Genomic DNA, 19,623 nt, shown 5'->3' on the forward strand with positions numbered 1-19,623 from the left:
TCTCGACTGCCTTCGCCTTGGGCTCCTTCTTCGGCGCAGCTTCCGCCTGCACCTCGGTGGCGGCCTCGGCCTTCACCTTCTTCGGCGCCTTGACCGATGCCGTCTTCGTCGGCTTGGCGCCACCCAGCAGGATCTCGGAGATCCGCACGGTGGTCAAAAGCTGGCGATGGCCGATCTTGCGGCGCGAATTCTGCCGGCGGCGCTTCTTGAAGGCGATGACGGTGCGGTTCTTGCCCTGTTCGACGACTTCGGCGGTGACCACCGCGCCGTCGACGAACGGCGCGCCGAACGTGACATTCTCGCCCTCGCCATGCGCCAGCACATGGCCGATCTCGACCATATCGCCGACATTGGCTTCGACTTTTTCGATCTTCAGGAGATCGTTGGCGGCAACGCGATACTGCTTGCCACCCGTTTTAATGACTGCGAACATTTTTTGCCTTTCGCTGTTCGGTCGGCCTTGATGAACCGCATCTGGCGGTTCGGCCGTCTTTTTGTCAGTCTGCGGGTTCAAAAAACAAGCGGCGCGGAAGAACCCTCCACGCCGATTGCGCGCTGTCCCTAACCGAAGGTTGGGGGCGAGTCAAGGCAAACCAGCCGCGCCGTTTCCGAGACCGTCATTGGCGGGCACGGACCGGCTGTGCCGACATGCCCACGGCGTTGCCCCCCTGGGCTGAGGATGGGTGACCGGTCGGCAATCTGCCTCGGGTCTCGCTGTACCCCAGCAGCCCGTGAATCCGCCGCTTGCCAAGCAAGCCAAATAACTGACGGATTGGCCTTGTAACCTGCCCGTTCAGCCGTTATCTAGTGCGCCGCGCCGGCAACGGCCGACCATGACCGCGGAGAGGTGGCAGAGTGGTCGAATGCACCGCACTCGAAATGCGGCATGGGTGCAAGCCCATCGGGGGTTCGAATCCCTCCCTCTCCGCCATTTAGCTTCCATAAAAATCCTTTCCTTTCAAAAGCTTCCTTGTTGCGCTTGACCAGCACGAAGCGAAACATATCTTAGACTGTGTAACAAACTGTGTAACATTAGAGAAAGATAATGCGACGTTCCGCAGCGCCAAAGCCGCATAAACGTGAAGGCATCTGGTATCTCGTCCGCAGGGTGCCGAAGGAATTCGCGGCGTTTGATCGCCGCTGCCTAGTACGCATTTCCACGGGCGTCGCCGTGGCTGACGATCCCCGCGGTGTACGGGCGCGAGATGCAGTGCAAAGCCTCGGCGCGGGGCTGGAGGCGTATTGGCGTAGACTGCGGGAAGGCCAATCCGCCGAGGCGGGGCTGCGTTTCGAAGCCGCGAGGAAGCGCGCGCGGTCATTTGGATTGGCCTATCGCACTAACGAGGAACTAGCAGCGGGGCCGCTCGACGAACTCATGGCCCGTATCAAGCTGCTCCTCGACAAAAAATCGATCGAGGACGCGCAGGACGTCTCGGCCGTCATGGGTGGGGAGAAGCGGCCAGCGGTCCGCCTGAGCGGTCTTATCAAGGAATTCGAGACGATCGAGCAACAGAACTTGCTGACCATGTCGCCCAACCAAATCAAGAAATGGCGTAACCCCAAAAAGCGCGCAGTTGCCAATCTGGTTGGAGTCATTGGCGACAAGGAGATCGCAAGCCTCACTCGGGACGACGCAATCGCGTTCCGCGAGTGGTGGCAAAAGCGGATCGTTGAGGATGGACTTGATATCGGTACGGCCAACAAGGACATCGGCCATGTTTCGAAAATGCTGCGCGTCGTCGATCTGACTCACCAGCTCAAGCTGGAGCCGGTTTTTCGAAACCTGCGTCTTTCCGGCGCCGTCCCCGGGCAACGCGCTGCGTTCACAGCGGAGTTCATTCAGGAGAAGATACTCGCTGAAGGCGCGCTCGACGGACTCAATGACGAAGCCCGCCATCTAATCTATGTGATTGCCGATACCGGACTCAGGCTTTCTGAAGCGGCAAACCTCACCACCGAAACAATCCACCTCGATCGAGAAATCCCGCATGTGCGGGTGCGCCCCAATGGCCGTCGCTTGAAGACCGGTCATTCAGCCCGTGACATTCCCTTGGTTGGCGGCGCACTTGCAGCCATCAAGCTCCATCCGGACGGCTTTCCTCGTTATCGCGACAAGGCCGCGTCACTTTCAGCGCTCGTCAACAAGGTGCTCGCCAGCAAGGAACTTCTGCCGACTTCCGAGCATAGTCTTTATAGCCTGCGACACACTTTCGAGGACCGGCTGACGGCAGTTGAGGCGCCGGAGAAGGTAATTGCTTCTCTGATGGGCCACAAATGGATCCGGCCCAAATACGGCGCGGGACCTTCGTTAGCGCAAAAGCGCGAGTGGCTCCAAAAAATCGCTTTTACCCCGCCCGGGCGAATGTGATTGCGGCGCCATCCAGGCCTTGAGAACCAACCTCACGGCTCCAGCTGTCCGAGCCATTTAGGTTGAGCGTGGCCAGCACGCGCTGCGCTCGCTCGCGATTTCCGAGCTTCCGCCGCATTTGTTCGACCTCGTATTCCAGCCTTTCGAAGGTCGGTATATAGGCATCTCCATGCCGGATGACCAAGTAGGCGGCAACAGCTAGACACCATTCTAGCTCCGTGGCCGATGGATCGGAAAAAGGGGCGACGCCATACCAAGACGAGCAACGCCTCTCGAGGGCTTCCGAACTAGGCAAACGGCCAGCATGTGGCATGGGAAAGAAACCTATGCCTGATCGACGAACCTAAAGTGCTCACGAAGCTTGACCGGTACGCGGGCCATCGGAGGGTTCTGCCTAAAACCGCCAAAAATTTTGAAACACCCATTCATCCGGCTCGAATTCAAAGGGATCGGCGATTTTTGGGTTATGGCTTGCAAGCATAGTTCAGCCCAGACAAGAACGCCTGATATCTTGTCGTGCACTGTCACCCTGCCAAATATGGTGCCGGCGACAACGGCAGTTTGGCGAGCAGAAGAATTCCCGAGACTGAGACGTTCTACGGCTTGGCCCATGTTCGCGCTCCTCCTCGATTGGAGACAGGATGGGCCATATGGAAGCGAATAAAAGGAGGTTGGTGACGAGTCTCGGTAGTGGAGTAGAAACGGGTGGAAAAGCTTGCGCTATTCGCCATCGGCGCCGCTAAGCGCATTTGAGAGAAGGGGCAGCGATCGCCAAGAGATGACGTCCGATCGCAAGCCGGCTAGAAATGCGACAGTGACGCGCCTTTTTTGGCACGACCTTAGCACCCGATCGGGCCTCAGCTGGTCGTCGTTGCGCAGCCGATCGGGTGCGATTTTTATAAAGCTCTCTTGGCTTTAGCTTTGAGAGCCCGTCATCGAGACAAATGCAAGGGAACGGTCCGCCCCCTGGGGACATTCGACATGCCGTGGCAGCTTCCTATGGTGAGCCAGCGCATTCCGATACACGTTTTCCGCGCTCTACCGTTGCTCCAGCACCTGTGCTGAGGCTGAGCGCTTGATCAGGACCCGACCGCTGCTGTTGCGGGATGGTGACTGGGTTGAGGTCGCGAAGACCTTGACCGCGGGTACGTTGTTCATCCCGATGAGCGCTGAGCCGAGAAGCAGCCAAGAACGCTTCCCGTAATCGAATCCTACGGGAACCGCGAAACCAGCGTCCAAAGGACGCAATTCTCCGACGTCGTTCACTCAAGCTCATCTCGCAACTTGAACGCTTGTATGAAGCCGCTGCATGTGCGCCGGTGGACCGGATTGCTGCTATCCAAACCACGTGCTCAGTTTCGCCCCCGTAATAACTCTACCGTCCGAAACGGCTTTCGCGCGTCAGGTCCACCCCACATGAAAGTTCCGCGAGCAGCACGGACGGAGAGGCCGGTCACAACTCCTTCGCGTGCTCTTTTACTACCGAATCAAGTGCCAAATGGAGAGGCACTGCCTTAGAGAACAGGAAGCCCTGCGCGGTTCTGCAGCCAAGCTTGTACAGAGTTTGCCGATCTGCCTCTGTTTCAACGCCCTCGGCCATGACCTCGATCCCGAGCGTCCTACCAAGATCAATCACCGCTTTGACAAGCAGCCGATTCTCCCGGGACTTGGCTAAGCCGCGAACGAAGCCCTGATCTATTTTCACCTTCCTGATCCGACTGTCCTTGAGCGATGCCAACGTCGAAAAACCGGTGCCGAAGTCATCGAGCGCGATAGAAATGCCAGCATGTGAAAGCCGGGCGAGCTTTTCATCCACTCTGTCCGGATCCACTGGGGCTTCTTCGGTAATCTCGATGTCGAACATCGTTGCAGGGAGGTCTTTTGCCGCCAGACCATTAAGAATCATCTCGTCAATATCGCCAGCTTCCAACTCGCACGGTGAAACATTCATCGCCACACGAACATCACGACGGTCAGCTTTGACCAAGCCCTCGATAAGAGCGCAACAGTCGGCGAATACCGTTTGAGTTAGCAGCTGAAGCATTCCAGTTTCGCGTGCCGCTGTCATGATCTCGGGCGGAGAAATGGGACCGTGAAGCGGGTGAGACCATCTTAGCAAGGCTTCAAAACTGACGACGGCTTCAGTTTCGAGTCTTACGATTGGCTGAAACCAAGCGACCAAGCTTCTCATCGTTATCGCCGAATGAAGATCGCGTTCGATTGACTGGCGGCGTTGCAACTCCCGGGCTAGCTCGGCATCGAACAGACAAAATTCATTCCTGCCGCGGCGCTTAGCTGTGTAAAGGGCGATGTCGGCCCGCAACAACATTTCCGTTAGTCCGGGGTTTTCAGCCAAGTAGATTCCTATAGACGCTCCAATGCGGACTGATGCGATCCCAGGATAGGGGCGAGCAAGCTTGGCTATGAGATTGGACGCGAGATTGGTGGGAGAAGGAGAATTCTTTCGCGAAGAAAAAACCAGCACGAATTCATCCCCACCGATGCGGGCGAGCGTTGAGCCCTCCGGTGCTTCTTCCTCTATTCGGCGGGCGATCCTGGCAAGCAGCTCGTCACCCGTTCTGTGACCGTAGGTATCGTTGACAGATTTGAACCCGTCCAGATCAATCAGCATGGCCACAAAGGGTCCATCGGTGTTCTCAAACTGATCGATTGCATGTTCGAGGCCCCGCCTGTTGAGGAGCGCGGTAAGATGGTCCTCCCTGGAATTGCGCTCCATTTCCGCGGCAAGCCGCTCGGCTTGATGTCTCAGGCGGCTCGCGTCACGGAAGCGCGCTTGTCCAACGAACGAGGATCGAACCAGGCCGCCCTCGAAAAGCAGGACGGCAAAAGCCAGAATGTAGTTTTCCGGGGCTCCCTTCGTCAGCAAACATGCGGCGGCAATGAGGAGTGGCGGTGTGATGAAGCATATCGCTGCCGCAGCATATGAGCTGCCGTACGTGACCGCGCCAGCTGAAATGCCCGCCAGAATTATTAGATGCAGCGATGCTTGAGACGTCGTGTATCCAGCCGTTAGGACGGCAAGGAATGACCAGGTGAATCCCGCCAGAAGAGCAAGCCTGCCAAACCAGCGAAGCCGCAGCCAAACCCGTGTCAGATCATCCTGGACTCCGGGTTCCTTCAGCTGATGACGGGCGAGTGCAAGGCGGGCGGCATTTATCGCATTAACGACCGAAAACCAGGCCGCGCCAGCAAGACCGTTCCCGGAAAGGGCCTGCACGGTCAAAATCAGCCCGGACAGCACAATGCTTATCGGCATTGAGACGAAAAGGCCTGCCCTCAGATCAGCGAGCTGGTCCTGAAGGATTCTCGCCTCCAGCGGATCTTCTTTTTCCAAGGCTGGACGGGTCAGCTTGCTTACTCCTGCTTGTCCGCAGCCTATGCAGCCCCCCTGAAGGACGGGTTAATTCTTCAATCGGAGATCAGCGTCGGGGAGCAGGATTACTCCGGTGCATCATGCACTCTCTCATCGCTCGCCCAGCACGCGCAAAAATGCGACTGCTGGTGCAGTATCACCGCTGGAGCTCCGCCGAAATCCCATGCCGGACAAGGGGAACATGTTGGGCAAAGCGAAGCCCCAGATGCCTTGCAAGCCGTGCCGCCAGGTGGTCTCTGGAGTAGAGTCCAACCAATATGTTCGTTGCATGGTAGAGCGGCGCCGCCGACAGGCGCAGCCGCCTTTCGTATATATGCAGCATGTCGGGGTCGCCAACATTGCGGCCGTCGCGGCACGCAGTCATGATTCCACGGGCGAGTTGCTTCTGGCTGCTGAGACCGATGTTGAATCCGTGAGCGGTCACCGGGTGCATGCCGATGGCAGCGTCGCCGATGAGTGCGGCGCTCGGCGCCCGGAATTTGTGCGCCCAGGTCGTGACCAGCGGATAGGTGTGGCGCTTGCTTGCCAAGGTCATTTTTCCAAGGCGCCCTCGACACCGTTTCGTCAACTCCGACAGGAACAAATCATCATCGAAGGCAAGCAGTCTATAGGCCTCGTTTGAGCGCAATGTGAGCAGCAGCGACGACATGCCCTCCGCGAGGGGCAATATCGCTATCGTCTGATGGTGATCGAACCATTCGATGGCGATCTGGTGGTGGGCGCGCTCGTGCCTCACTCGGCAAATCAGCATCGAGTGGCCAAGCCGGTTGATATCGGCGCCGATGCCTAGCAGATCACGCGTGGCGGACAAACGCGAATCCGCGGCAACAACCAGCCGAGCAGTTAAACGCGCGCCATTAGAGAGCGTTACGACTGCTCCTTCTTGGCTGTTTGTTGCATCGACGACCGAGTGGCCGCACAACAGCCGGGCGCGATCCTGCAAGCGGACGATTTTGAACAGCGCCTCGCGGATCCGGCAATTTGGAACCAAAACCCCCAGCGGTTCTCCAGAGTTGCTGGGAGGATCGAAACGAAGAGCGAATGCGCTCGAGCCGTTGAGCACGCGCGCGCCTTGAAGTGCTGATTTGTCCGAAGCCGGGATGACATCCCAGGCGCCGAGCTCGCGAAGGGTTCTGATCGAAGCGTTGGTCAGCGCGATTTCGCGACCATCGAAAGCCGGATTCGCCAGACTATCGAATGTGTTCTGTTCAACAACTGCCACCTTGAGTTCGCTTTGGGCAAGCGACGCAGCGAACGAAAGGCCGACCGGGCCGGCTCCAACGACAACGATGTCAAAATTATCGTCAGAGCCCATCAGCGTGCCGCCATCCGGTCGCCTATCCTCGTGTAACGGTGGAACTGAGCCGAGTGACATGAGCTCCGTGCCCGCCGCATTGCCTAAAGGCGCTGGGCCGGGAGATTCGCATCGATCGGCAACGAAGCACTCAAAGCGCTCAGAGGTGGATGCGGCTAACCGATCCCGCCCTTTCGCCGCGCAGCCGCGCAGATCGCCGCCAGCAAGCGAGACACTCGCGACGCTGGTCAGCGACGGCCGCGCCGCATCGATCGCCACATTCCACCTGGAACCCTTGCGCATACTACTCACGCTCCACGACGTCGAAGCGGGCTCTCTTGCGAGGGTGAGGGTATCGAACGTAGCGCTCTCTCTCGTCATCCCAGCCAAGGTAGCGGAAACTTTTATCCACGACCGCGCATATCTCATCAAGAACCTGCTGCATGGCTTCGATGTCGATGTCCTTGCAATTCAGTCGCCGATAGAGCAAAGCCCACGCGGCGACATAGTCGTCGAAATAGCGCGCGTCACTCGAACCAATGATCAACTTCGGACGGTTGATCGATTTCGAAAACGCACGTCCCAACCCCGATGATGCTCCGCAGCACGTTGACATCACGAGGATCTTCGGCGCTGGATGCGAGCCCTGGAACATTTTTACGAAGTCAGCCCAAAGAAGGCCACTTCGCCCACTGGACGAAGCGATCCCGTCACCATTGCCGTGCCCGGCGATGTGAAGCACGTCGCACTCCGCCTCCATCGCTCGTACTACAGCCTCACCAAATTTCGTTCGGTTCAACGCCATGTGGAGCTCCGCGCGGATGTTGACAGCCTTTAACAAGTGCTGCACGATCGGTCCCTCTTGCCTGTCGGCGAAGTAGTCATTTGCATTGTGGCAGTCGATGATGTGTACGGTGTTCATGGTACTCCAGCCGCTTGTTCGTTCATCGTCGTGACGAGCGGACACCACGCGCGCGGAACCGCGTGACGTGCGCTGGGTTCCGGTACCGTCGCATAGCCTCAAGGCGCGGGCCGGGAATCGGGATGGATCGGCAACGACGCACACAACCCATCAAAGGCGAAAGCTGTTGATCGGCCCCCTGTCCGCGCAGCCACGCGGATGGTCAGCCAGCAAGCGAGATACACACGACGCCGGTCAGCTAATGGCTGCGCCGTAAGCACAAGGCATGGCCGACCACACGACAGAAAACCCAGAACCGTGAAGGTGCTGATAATGACGACCAATCTTTCCGTAAGTCATGCATTTCTCCGTCGAAGACTGGTCAATAGACCACGCCGATGAGTATGACCCTGATCTGGATCAGCCAGACATGACCAATCGGCACTGGCGGTTCACGGTCAGGTGATCGACCGTGACGTTCCACTTTGGAACCCGTGCGCACATTGCCAAGCTCTCGTCCGGCCACGCGAGGTACTCTCGTGGCATCACACGCCTCATACTGGGTGCAATGGGAGGCAGTCCTTCGCACGACAGAGGCTTTTCACAAATGTAGTGTGCAGCTTAGGTCAAGATGGTCATGGAGCATGGAGCATGGAGCATGGAGCATGGAGCATGGACAGCTTGTTCCCGACCGAGCCGGCTCGACTGACGAGCGCGATCCGCGCATCTTATGCACAGCGGATTGAAATCAGCGTTCCGGTTTGTCGTCCCGATCAATTAGTATCCGCTCGGCGGCTCCGTCGAGATCTTCGTATTGACCGCTTCGCAATGCCCAGACGAAGCCGGACACACCCAGTGCACCCAGAAAAAGGGCCACTGGTATGAGATAGAGCAACGTCGTCACGAGGATTATGCCGAATAGCTGACTGCGGAGCGTCCGACTTTTTGAATAACTTGCAGCGTCGCATTCGCCCCGAAGCCGTGCAAGCGCAATGCGTTTCCAATAACAAGCACCGATGAGGCAGACATGGCAATCGCCGCTAACAAAGGCGTGGCGTGGCCCAGGATGGCGATCGGCACGGCGACGGCATTGTAGACGATCGCAATCGCGATGTTCTGGCGGATCAGGTGTCCCGCCTTGCGCGAGACGTCCAGCGCGAGAGGCACTGCCAGAAGGCTTTCGCGCAGGAATACGAAGTCGGCGGCATTGCGGCCAATGTCGGCGGCGGTGGCCGGAGCGATCGAGACATGCGCCGCGCTCAGCGCCGGCGTGTCGTTGAGGCCGTCGCCAACCATCAGAACCTTGTGTCCGTCTTTCGCCAGGGTCTCGATGCGCTCGACCTTGCCCGACGGCAGCAGGCACGGAACGAAGTCCTCGACACCCAGCATTCTTGCAACTTCACCGCAGGCACCTGCGGTATCGCCCGACAGCATTTGCATCGACACCCCAGTATCGTTCAATCGCTTGATCGCCGCCGCCGCGTCGGCGCGCAGCGCATCCTCGAAATCGAAGGTCGCGACAATGAACCCGTCTTTTGTCAGCACCGTTCCGCCATAGCCATGGTTGCCTTCACCACCGGTCCGGGCCTTCCATCCAGCCCATCCGCGTCGACCCAGCCGCCAGATGCTTCCGGCGACAGTGGCTTCGATCCCGAACCCCGGATGCTCTGTGACGGCATCGAATTTGTGTTGCCCGCCAGGAGCGGCAAAGCCGGTTATGGCCTTTGAAAACGGGTGACGCGAGTGCGCGGCCATGTCTGCCGCGATTGCCAGCATGGCCGGATCGATCGACGATGCATTGAGGAGCCGGGGTTGTCCGAGCGTGAGCGTTCCGGTCTTGTCGAACACTGCGTTATCAATCGTCGCCAGGCGCTCCATGGCCGAACCGTCCTTGACCATGATGCCGTTCTCGAACAGACGCCGCGCGGCGACCACCTGAACGATCGGTACGGCGAGGCCGAGCGCGCACGGGCAGGTGATGATCAGAACGGCAATGGCGATCGTCATCGCCCGGTGCCAGTCGCCCGTCGCCGCCATCCAACCCAGGAATGTCACGAAGGCGGTGAGATGAACCACGGGCGCGTAGAGTGCCGACACGCGATCAGCGATGCGGCGATAGTGCGCGCGACCGCCCTCTGCGGCTTCCATCAGCCGAACCATTTCGGCGAGGAACGAATCCTTCGCGGCGGCGGTCGCCTCGATCGTCAGCGGGCCGGTAAGATTGAGCACGCCGGCCTGCACGGCTTCGCCCGGCGCCACGTTTTTCGGCGCGCTTTCGCCTGAGGCCAGCGAGCAGTCGAGATCAGACGCTCCGTGGATGATCTTGCCGTCGACGGGGATCCTTTCACCGGCCGCGATCAGCAGCTGCATCCCCGGTTCGATCTCGCCAACCGGCAGATAGTCGCGCGCGCCATCGCCGCGCAGCACCATGGCGCCGCGTGCGGCCAGCTGCGACAGGCCTTTCACCGCGGTGCGGGCACGTTCGCGCATCACGTGATCCAGCGTCCTGCCGATCAAAAGGAAAAAAAGCAGCGAAACCGACGCGTCGAAATAGGCGTGGTCGCCATGGTTGATCGTCTCATAGAGGCTCATGGCGTAAGCGAGCGACACTCCGACCGCGATCGGCACGTCCATGTTCATGCGGCCGTGGCGCAGTGCATTCCAGGCCGAGCGGAAGAAGATGCCGCCGGCGAAGGCGAGCGCTGGGATGGCGATCAATGCGGAGACCCAGTGAAACAGGTCGCGGGTAGCCCCTTCGGCCCCGGACCAGACAGAGACCGAAAGCAGCATGATATTGCCCGCCGCGAACCCGGCAACCGCGACGGCGCGGATCAACTCCGAAAGCGTCCTGTCCTTTTCATCAATCTCGGGGGCGAAGAGATGCGCCTGGTAGCCGAGCCGTCCAAGCGCGGCGACGAACGGTGGAACCTCGTCGCCACGCCAGCGGACCGAGACCCGTTTCGTCGACAGGTTGACGCGGGCGCTCTCGACGCGATCGAGCGTTCCCAACGCCGTCTCGATCGTCTGGATACAAGCTGCGCAATGAACGCTCGGCACCGAAAGATCGGTTTGGCGGAGATCATCTCCAAGCGATCGGCTCGCCAGCCTGATCTCTTGACTAGACGGCAGGACCGACGTGGTGCTGCCCAGATCAAGCGCCATTTCGGCGCCCGGTGCACAACAACTCATTTCAGCGCTCCATGGGAAATCATGATCCTGCGGACTTCGCGGTAGGGCTCGGCCAGACCGGCGTCAGCGTCGACTTCGACGATCCAGACGCCATCCTTCGGCATGTGCTGGGCTGCGAATTCCTGGCCGGAGGCGAGGGCGAGGTTGACCGCCTTGTCCTCTTTCTCGTAGGCGGGATGGCGAAACAGCACCTTGACGCCATGCAAGGCAATCGGCTTGCCGACGGCGTCGGTAAGGCTATAGCGGACCTCGCCCCATGCGATGGTCAGCTTGCCGGTCCAGCCGAGCGCTGCCTGCGCCCGCCCCTCCTCGGCCTTCTTGTTGAACTGCTGGCTCGCCACATAGGTGTTTTCGACGACAAGGCCGGTCCAGCTCGTGTTGGCGAGCGTTGCCATCGTCAGATTGACCGCGATGACCACCCCGAAAAAGGCTAGGATGATGGCCAGCATGTGCCTGCCGGTGAATACGCGGGGTTTTTCAGCGTTAGCGGTCATCTGGCAGTCTCCGGCGCGTTGAAGGTGGCGGTGTATTCGTCCGCCTCGAAGCTCGCCTTGTCCTCGACACGGAACTTGAAGGTCTGCGCTGTGCCCTGGATTTGATCCGCCGGCTGGCGCACGAAGACCTTCAGCATTTTCAGGCGGTCGGGTTCGACCGGAATGGCAAAAGAACGGCCTTCCGGGATGTCGTCGCCGACCACGCTCATCTCGGCGCCCTGCAAGCCTTGAATCGCGACAACGATCGTCCTTGGCTCGGGGATCATGTTGAGCAGCTTGACGGTGTAGCCGTTGCGGATCGAGCCGTCGGACAGCGTGACAAATTGCGGATTGCGATCATGCAGCACGTTGACTTCGAGCCGATCGCGCGTCAGCAGCGAATAGAGCAGACCCAGGCCGATCAGCGACCAGATACCCATGTAGACGTAGGTGCGTGGCCGAAAGATCTTGCGGATATGGAAATGCGCCACCTTGTCGGAGAACAGGCCATCAGCGGTCCTGACCTGCGACGGGTTGACTGAACTGGAGCCGCCCGCGGTCGCCAGCATCATGTTGGCGTTGTAGTCGGACAGTGTCGCATAGGAGATCAGCCCGCGCTCCTTGCCGAGCTTGTCCATGACCCCGTCGCAGGCGTCTATGCACAGCGCGCAGGTGATGCATTCCATCTGCTGGCCATCGCGGATGTCGATCCCCATCGGGCAGACCGCGACGCAGGCATTGCAGTCGACGCAGTCACCGACCGGCAGCCCTGCGGCAAGGACCTTCTTGGCGTGGCGAGAACGCGGTTCGCCGCGCCAGTCATTGTAGGTGACGGTGAGAGAACTTTCGTCGAGCATCGCTGCCTGGATGCGCGGCCATGGGCACATGTAGGTGCAGACCTGCTCGCGCATCAGACCGCCGAACGTGTAGGTGGTAGCCGTCAGCACGGCGACAGTGATGTAGGCGACGGGTGGCGCGGTGCCGGTGAAGAGTTCGCCAACCAGCGTCGGCGCATCGGCAAAATAGAAAATCCAGGCGCCGCCGGTCGCCGCACCGATGACCAGCCAGACGGCGTGCTTCGATAAGCGCAGCATCAGCTTGCGGGCGGTCCAGGGGCCTGCATCGAGTTTCATGCGAGCGTTACGGTCGCCCTCTATCGCACGTTCGACGACGAGGAACAGATCGACCCACACCGTCTGAGGGCATGCATAGCCGCACCAGGCACGGCCGACAGTCGAGGTGATCAGGAAAAGACCGACGCCCGCCATGACCAGGAGGCCGGCCACATAGAAGAATTCCTGGGGCCATATCTCGATGAAGAAGAAGTAGAAGCGCCGGTTCGCGAGATCGAGCAGGACTGCCTGGTCCGGGGCAAATGGACCGCGAGCCCAAGGCAGCCACGCAGCCAGGTAATAGATGCCAAGTGTGATCGTCATCACCAGCCATTTGAAGCGACGAAAGTTGCCCGAGGCGCGCTTCGGAAAGATCTTTTGACGCGCGGCATAAAGCGGCTTGCGGGTTTTGGCGGAATTGACAGTTTCTGTTTCGAGCCCTGTCAACTGCGTCTTGTCACGCATGTGCAACTCCACTTTCCCAGCCAATGTCAGGGGCACCTGTCGTAAAGCCTCGCCGTAGGATAGCCTTGCCGGGTTGTGCAGATCGCATTAGGGATGGTGTCGAGGCCCGGCTCACGCCGGGCCTCGTCCGCTTGGCAGGGGGGACCGAAGAATAGGACCTTCCATTCCTATTCTCCGCCGCCAAGCGAATGGACATAAACTGCAAGTTCCTTGACCTTGATCTCGCCGAGACGGCCAACCCAGGCCGGCATGACGCCCTGTTTTGGCGCACGGACCTGTGCGGCGATGGCTGTCTCACCGGATCCATAGAGCCAGATCGCATCGGTCAGGTCGGGGGCGCCGAATTCCCTGTTGCCTTTTGCATTGTCGCCGTGACAGGCCACGCAATTCTCGGCAAAGACCTTGGCGCCGGGTTGGATCAGACTTGCATCGCGGACCTTGCCGGAAAGGCTGGCCACGTAGGCGCTGACTTGTGCGATCTGGTCGGCGGTAATGATGTCGCCGAAGGCCGGCATTTCCGACAGGCGCGTGTCCGGATCGGATGCGAAGCGGATGCCGTGCGTAATCGTCTGCTGGATCTGCTCGGCCTTGCCGCCCCACAGCCAGTCGTCGTCGTTGAGATTGGGAAAGCCCTTGGAACCCTGGGCGCCGGAGCCATGACATTGTACGCAATTGACCTTGAAAGCGGCGCCACCGGCGGCGATTGCGAATTCGCGCAGGCCGTCGTCCGCGGCGATTTCCGAGACGCTCTTGGACTCCACCGCCGAGATATATTTGCCCTTGGCGGCCTCAGCCGCGGTCAGCTCGTTCCTGACCTCGTTGCGGCTGGAATAGCCGAGCACACCCGTTGTCGCCGAGTGCAACAGAGGCCATGCTGGATAGGCAATGGTGTAGCCTATCGCCCAGACAATGGTGACGTAAAAAGTGATAACCCACCATCTGGGAAGCGGGTTGTTCAGCTCCCGGATACCATCCCATTCGTGGCCGGTGGTCGAGACGCCAGAGATTTCATCGATATGCTCGTCGCTCATGATCACTCGTCCTCGAGCGGAATGCGGGCCGCTTCGTCGGCCAGCCTTCGGCTGCCGGGGCGTAGGGCAAAGGCGATGCACCCCACGAAGAACAGCGCCATCGCAACCAGGCCCCAGCTGTCGGCAAACGCCCGCATCAAATTGTAGGTCATCAGCGTTCTCCTCAGCGGTAGCCGGCGGCTTCGTCGTAATTTTTGAAGTCGACCAGTGTGCCAAGCATCTGCAGGTAGGCGAGCAGGGCATCCATTTCGGTGACCTGTTGCGGGTTGCCGTCGAAGTCGCCGATCTTGGCTTTTGGGTAACGCGCCTCAAGGCCTGATGTGTCGGCATTGGGATCGGCCTGCGCCGCCAGATCCGCATTGGCGTGGGCGATCATGTCATCGGTGTAAGGGACGGCTACAAGCCTGTTGGCGACCAGATGCGTCGAGAAATCCTTCACGTCGATCGGCGTGTCTTTCAGGAACCCATAGCTCGGCATGATCGATTCCGGCACCACCGAGCGCGGGTCGGTAAGATGCGCGACATGCCATGCATTCGAGTAGCGGTCGCCAACTCTGGCGAGATCCGGCCCGGTGCGCTTCGATCCCCACTGGAAGGGGTGATCGTACATGGACTCGGCAGCCAGGCTGTAGTGGCCATAGCGCTCAACTTCGTCGCGGAACGGCCTGATCATCTGGCTATGACAGAGGTAGCAGCCCTCGCGCATATAGATGTTGCGCCCGACAAGTTCGAGCGGCGAATAGGGGCGCATGCCTTCCACCTTCTCGATCGTGTTGTCGAGATAGAAGAGAGGCGCGATCTCGACGATGCCGCCGACCGTCACCACGAGCAGCGAGCCAACGAGAAGAAGCGTGGCGTTCTTCTCGATGATTGCGTGTTTGTCCATCAAGCCCATTACCTGGCTCCTGATCGCGCAGGTCGGATGGCGACGGGGCTCGGCATCGGCTCCTCCTCGCGCTGGTGGCCGAGGATGGTCCTGGTGATGTTCCAGGCCATGATCAGGGCGCCGGAGAAGTACATGGCGCCGCCGATGGCGCGCAGGACATAGTAGGGGTGCATGGCGGCGACGGTTTCGGCGAAGGAGTAGACCAGGAAGCCCTGCTCGCCATATTCGCGCCACATCAGGCCCTGCATGATGCCGGACACCCACATCACCGCGGCGTAGACGACGATCCCGAGTGTCGCCAGCCAGAAGTGCCAGGTGACGAGCCTCAGCGAGTAGAGCCGTTGACGGTTCCAGAGCTTCGGGACCATGTAGTAGATCGCGCCGAACGAGATCATGCCGACCCAGCCGAGCGCACCCGAATGGACGTGCCCGATGGTCCAGTCGGTATAATGCGACAGCGAATTGACCGCCCGGATCGCCATGATGGGGCCTTCGAAGGTCGACATGCCATAGAAGGCGACGGCCATCACCATCATGCGGATGATCGGATCGGTGCGCAGCTTGTCCCAGGCGCCGGACAGCGTCATCAGGCCGTTGATCATGCCGCCCCAGGACGGCATCCACAGCATGATCGAGAACACCATGCCGAGCGTCTGCGCCCAATCGGGCAAGGCGGTGTAGTGCAGGTGATGCGGCCCGGCCCAGATGTAGAGAAAGATGATAGCCCAGAAATGGACGATCGACAGCCGGTACGAATAGACTGGCCGGTTCGCCTGCTTGGGCACGAAATAATACATCATGCCGAGGAAGCCGGCGGTGAGAAAGAAGCCGACCGCGTTGTGGCCGTACCACCATTGCGTCAAGGCGTCCTGGACCCCTGAAAAGGCGGAGTAGCTCTTGGAGCCCGGGAACGAGACTGGTATGGACAGGTTGTTGACCACATGCAGCATCGCGATGGTCACGATGAACGACAGGTAGAACCAGTTGGCCACGTAGATATGCGGTTCCTTGCGCTTCAGGATCGTGCCAAGGAACAGAATGAGGTAGGCGACCCAGACGATGGTCAGCCAGACATCCACATACCATTCGGGTTCGGCGTACTCGCGGCCCTCGGTGATGCCGAGCAGGTAGCCGGTCGCGGCCATGACGATGAACAGCTGGTAGCCCCAGAAGACGAACCAGGCGAGATCACGGCCGAAGAGGCGCGCGCGGCAGGTGCGCTGCACGACATACAGAGACGTGCAAAGCAGCGCGTTGCCGCCGAAGGCGAAAACGACACCGGATGTGTGCAACGGCCGCAAACGACCGAAATTGAACCAGGGCTGGATGTTGAGATCGGGGTAGGCGAGCTGCAGCGCGATCACCACGCCGACCAGCATGCCGACGACACCCCAGAACACGGTGGCGATCGCGCCGTAGCGGATCGGACCATCCATGTAAGCGGATGGGTCAATCGGAGCTGCTGGCCTGAACTCCGTGTTGCGCAACAGGATCGCAGTGAAACCAGCCACTGCGAAGAACAACACCCACATGTGTCGGCGGAAAGGTTCATCCACGCCGAAGCCGGCGGCCACCAGGGCCGCAAAAGCGAACACGCTTAGAAGGACGATCTCTGTGCCGAATTTCATTGCAGATCCCGATCTCGAATCTGGTGGATGCCAAATCCGCAGCGCACTAATCGCGCAGCCGCCGCCCCCTCGCCCTGATCTATGTCAGGCCGCACGATTTTGTGCGGCGCAATCAGCAGGTGGCGAATGAACGAGGAACGCAGCGCGGGCTCACTCCCTCATGGAAGGCGTTCCCTGGGTTGGGCGGGCGCAGACGCGATCGCTGAGGCGAAAGCTGAGGCTCTGCGCGCGTTGGATGCTATTGCCGATGCCCTGCCAAACGTTGTTCGGATCCCATTGGAAACGAACGCGATCGTTCCGCCGAGCCGTGGCAGATTAAGGACCATGCTTCGCCGGTATGTGCCGAAACACACCTGGCGATTGGTCACGTTCCTATCAAAGCCCGAAAGCTGTTTGTCTCGACAACCGTGACGCCGCTTCGTCGAAGGCGCGGCGACATCGCATTAAAAGGCAAACACGGCCCGCCCCGGAGTCATGCGACATGGCCTCGCCGCTTAGGGCCGCTCGCGTCCGCCGCCACAGCGCTTCTCCAGACGGCTTATGCTGTCCACCGTCACATGGCGTGCGTTCTCAATCCGAATCACCCCGTCAGCCCGCAATCGCGTCAGTTGGCGGCTCACGGTCTCGCTGGTGATTCCAAGGAAATCAGACATTTCGGCACGCGTCAGCGGCAGATCGAAGGAGGCCGACCCGGAAGCCGCATCGAGACTGGAATCGATATTCCGGGCCATCATGAGGAGAAAAGTCGCCACCTTTTCCGGAGCTGTCTTGCGCCCCAGCGTCACCATCCACTCGCGCGCCTCATCGAGTTCATTCAGCGTCTGTTTGAGCAGGCGATGCTCGAATTCCCGTGACGCCTTCATCATCCGTTCGACGGCCGCTCGCGGAAACGAACACAGCGTGACTGCTGTTGCCGCTTCCGCATTGATCGAGCTTTCCTCCTTGAAAGGACGTCCCAGAAAATCCGGTGCAAACTGGAGACCGACGATCTGCTGGCGCCCATCCGACAGGCTCTTTGATAGCTTTACCACGCCTGAAAGCACGTTGGAGTAGCTGTCGACGTTCTGTGCCTCGCCGGTCAACTCCATTCCTGACTCGATCCGGCGACGCGAGCAAGTCTTGGCGAGCCCAACCAAATTGTCTGGATCGAGCGCACCGCAGACACCGCGACGCCGTGCCTCGCAAGGGAAGCAAAGAACAGGAATGCCGGAACTATGAATGTCTTGCCGAAAGGTCATGCGTTCGCCTTACCCGATCCTAACTGCCGGCAGGATACCCATCCAGGGTAGAGAAATCCTGCGGCGGTTTGTCCATGAGCGCGGCTGATCGAGATCAGGGTCTGCTTCAGCGATGCGTGCAGTGTTCCGGCGGGCAACACGGTGAACGCGAGATGCAATCGGAAATAGCTGTCAAACTCAGCGAGAACGTCCCACGCTACACCAGCTATCCGACGGCGCCGCATTTCCATTCGGGGATCGATGCTGCCATTTACCGTGGCTGGTTGGAGACGCTGGAAAGCGGCGACGAAATCTCGCTGTACCTGCACATTCCTTACTGCGACAAGCTCTGCTGGTTCTGCGCCTGCCACACCAAGCAGACGCACCAATATGAGCCGGTGGCCGCTTATCTGCGCTCGCTGAATGCCGAAATCGTCACGATTGCCGGTCTGGTGAGCGGCAAGGCACATGTCCGTGCAATCCACTTCGGTGGCGGTTCGCCAACTATTCTGAGGCCCGATGATATGGTTGCTCTTGGAGCGGCCTTGCGGGACAGCTTCGACCTTCTCCCGGATGCTACGGTCAGCATCGAAATCGAAACCAACGACATGGACAAGGCGCGCCTTGATGCACTTGCTCAAATCGGCGTAACGCGGGCGAGCCTCGGCGTGCAGGATTTCGATCCGCAAGTGCAAAAAGCAATTAATCGTGAGCAGAGTTTTTTGCAGACCAAGGCAGTCGTCGACGGGGTTCGTTCGCGGGGCGTCGAATCGGTCAATCTGGACCTGCTCTACGGGCTCCCGAATCAGACACGCGAGACGATCTGTTCCACGGTGGCGCAGGCACTGACCTTGGAGCCAGACCGGATGGCCCTGTTCGGCTACGCACATGTGCCCTGGTTCAAGAAGCATCAGACGATGATCGACGAGGCATGGCTGCCGAGTCCCACTGAGCGTTTCGCCCAATCTCAACTCGCGGCGCGGGCAATTGTCGCCAAGGGATATGAGGCAATAGGACTCGATCATTTCGCGAAGCCCGACGATGCGCTGGCCATAGCGGCCCGCGCAGGGGTTTTGCATCGCAATTTTCAGGGCTACACTGAGGATCGCTGCCCGACACTGATCGGACTTGGCCCTTCGTCCATCGGTCGTTTTCGCCAAGGCTACGTGCAGAACATGGCTTCGACTGCCGGGTACGGGCGCATGGTTGCGGATGGCGGGTTGGCTGCCGTCCGCGGCGTTGCCCTTTCCGACGACGATCGCGTCCGTGGCTGGATCATCGAGCGGCTGATGTGTGATTTTGCCTTCTCGGCAGTCGACCTGGTGGAGCGGTTCGGCAAAGCCGGCGAGCAGCTCCTTCATCGCTCGAGGTCCATCGCACTCCACGATCCTGCCCGAGCGCTTGAATTCGATGGTGACAGTTTCCTCGTACGGACTGAAAGTCGCCCCTTCATTCGAACCATCGCGGCCAAGTTCGATACATATTTCAAAGGGGGAACGGCGAGGCACTCGGTGGCGGTCTGAGCAAAGCACAGTGCGCTCGCCGTTTGGTCGATCGGCGAACCAGCTGCGTTCGTTTTGACCGCTCATAGGCGACTACCGCATCAAATCGTCGACCGTGAACAATCCGAGCCCTAAGCGGCGACCGGCTTCGGCCGGATTTGAA

The 19,623-nt window shown here is 59.8% G+C and carries 14 protein-coding genes, 1 tRNA gene and 1 pseudogene; 3 read left to right on the plus strand and 13 right to left on the minus strand.

The features are described from left to right. Positions 1–433: pseudogene (rplU, locus tag EOC06_RS42345) on the minus strand (50S ribosomal protein L21); the annotation flags it as partial. 408 nt (positions 434–841) lie between these two features. Between rplU and EOC06_RS12330 the strand changes: the two are divergent. Both EOC06_RS12330 and EOC06_RS12335 read left to right on the plus strand, forming a co-directional pair. Next, a tRNA-Ser gene (locus EOC06_RS12330) sits at positions 842–931 on the plus strand. Positions 932–1,045: 114 nt separating this feature from the next. Beyond that, positions 1,046–2,368: an integrase gene (locus tag EOC06_RS12335; RefSeq protein ID WP_063169217.1), complete on the plus strand. Its 1,323-nt coding sequence runs from the start codon at positions 1,046–1,048 to the stop codon at positions 2,366–2,368. A 1,453-nt stretch (positions 2,369–3,821) separates the two neighbouring features. Here EOC06_RS12335 and EOC06_RS12340 read toward each other — a convergent pair. From EOC06_RS12340 to EOC06_RS12395, 12 genes are all read right to left on the minus strand, one after another. Further along, on the minus strand, positions 3,822–5,723 hold the full coding sequence (locus EOC06_RS12340) for a bifunctional diguanylate cyclase/phosphodiesterase (protein WP_082826564.1): 1,902 nt from the start codon (positions 5,721–5,723) through the stop codon (positions 3,822–3,824). 175 nt (positions 5,724–5,898) lie between these two features. Beyond that, a complete protein-coding gene (gene ubiM, locus EOC06_RS12345) occupies positions 5,899–7,080 on the minus strand; it encodes a 5-demethoxyubiquinol-8 5-hydroxylase UbiM (RefSeq protein ID WP_024502870.1) in 1,182 nt (393 codons plus the stop codon). 280 nt (positions 7,081–7,360) lie between these two features. Beyond that, positions 7,361–7,978 (minus strand): hypothetical protein, encoded by a 618-nt coding sequence (locus EOC06_RS12350; RefSeq protein ID WP_127247245.1) that lies wholly within the window; start codon positions 7,976–7,978, stop codon positions 7,361–7,363. Between the two features lie 727 nt (positions 7,979–8,705). Next, entirely contained in the window at positions 8,706–8,861 is a 156-nt protein-coding gene (ccoS, locus tag EOC06_RS12355) for a cbb3-type cytochrome oxidase assembly protein CcoS (RefSeq protein ID WP_081714250.1), read from the minus strand. Between the two features lie 5 nt (positions 8,862–8,866). Next, entirely contained in the window at positions 8,867–11,146 is a 2,280-nt protein-coding gene (locus EOC06_RS12360) for a cation-translocating P-type ATPase (RefSeq protein WP_063169220.1), read from the minus strand. Continuing rightward, positions 11,143–11,640: a FixH family protein gene (locus tag EOC06_RS12365; RefSeq protein WP_063169221.1), complete on the minus strand. Its 498-nt coding sequence runs from the start codon at positions 11,638–11,640 to the stop codon at positions 11,143–11,145. Before EOC06_RS12365 ends, EOC06_RS12360 begins: the two co-directional genes overlap by 4 nt. Further along, positions 11,637–13,196: a cytochrome c oxidase accessory protein CcoG gene (gene ccoG, locus EOC06_RS12370; protein WP_063169222.1), complete on the minus strand. Its 1,560-nt coding sequence runs from the start codon at positions 13,194–13,196 to the stop codon at positions 11,637–11,639. The genes EOC06_RS12365 and ccoG overlap by 4 nt, the downstream gene beginning before the upstream one ends. 167 nt (positions 13,197–13,363) lie before the next feature. Beyond that, complete coding sequence (gene ccoP, locus EOC06_RS12375) at positions 13,364–14,227, minus strand: cytochrome-c oxidase, cbb3-type subunit III (protein WP_063169223.1); 864 nt, start codon at positions 14,225–14,227, stop codon at positions 13,364–13,366. Between the two features lie 2 nt (positions 14,228–14,229). Next, positions 14,230–14,379 (minus strand): cbb3-type cytochrome c oxidase subunit 3, encoded by a 150-nt coding sequence (locus EOC06_RS12380; protein ID WP_024502864.1) that lies wholly within the window; start codon positions 14,377–14,379, stop codon positions 14,230–14,232. An 11-nt stretch (positions 14,380–14,390) separates the two neighbouring features. After that, a complete protein-coding gene (ccoO, locus tag EOC06_RS12385; protein ID WP_063169224.1) occupies positions 14,391–15,122 on the minus strand; it encodes a cytochrome-c oxidase, cbb3-type subunit II in 732 nt (243 codons plus the stop codon). Next, positions 15,122–16,741: a cytochrome-c oxidase, cbb3-type subunit I gene (gene ccoN / locus EOC06_RS12390; protein WP_128307886.1), complete on the minus strand. Its 1,620-nt coding sequence runs from the start codon at positions 16,739–16,741 to the stop codon at positions 15,122–15,124. The genes ccoO and ccoN overlap by 1 nt, the downstream gene beginning before the upstream one ends. A gap of 494 nt (positions 16,742–17,235) precedes the next feature. Beyond that, positions 17,236–17,979: a Crp/Fnr family transcriptional regulator gene (locus EOC06_RS12395; RefSeq protein WP_024502861.1), complete on the minus strand. Its 744-nt coding sequence runs from the start codon at positions 17,977–17,979 to the stop codon at positions 17,236–17,238. A gap of 152 nt (positions 17,980–18,131) precedes the next feature. On the opposite strand from EOC06_RS12395, the gene hemN reads away from it, so the two are divergent. Continuing rightward, positions 18,132–19,481 (plus strand): oxygen-independent coproporphyrinogen III oxidase, encoded by a 1,350-nt coding sequence (gene hemN, locus EOC06_RS12400; RefSeq protein WP_063169226.1) that lies wholly within the window; start codon positions 18,132–18,134, stop codon positions 19,479–19,481. Positions 19,482–19,623 lie beyond the last annotated feature (142 nt).

Origin of the sequence: Mesorhizobium sp. M7A.F.Ca.MR.362.00.0.0, from assembly GCF_004023175.1 — a bacterium.
GTDB lineage: Bacteria > Pseudomonadota > Alphaproteobacteria > Rhizobiales > Rhizobiaceae > Mesorhizobium.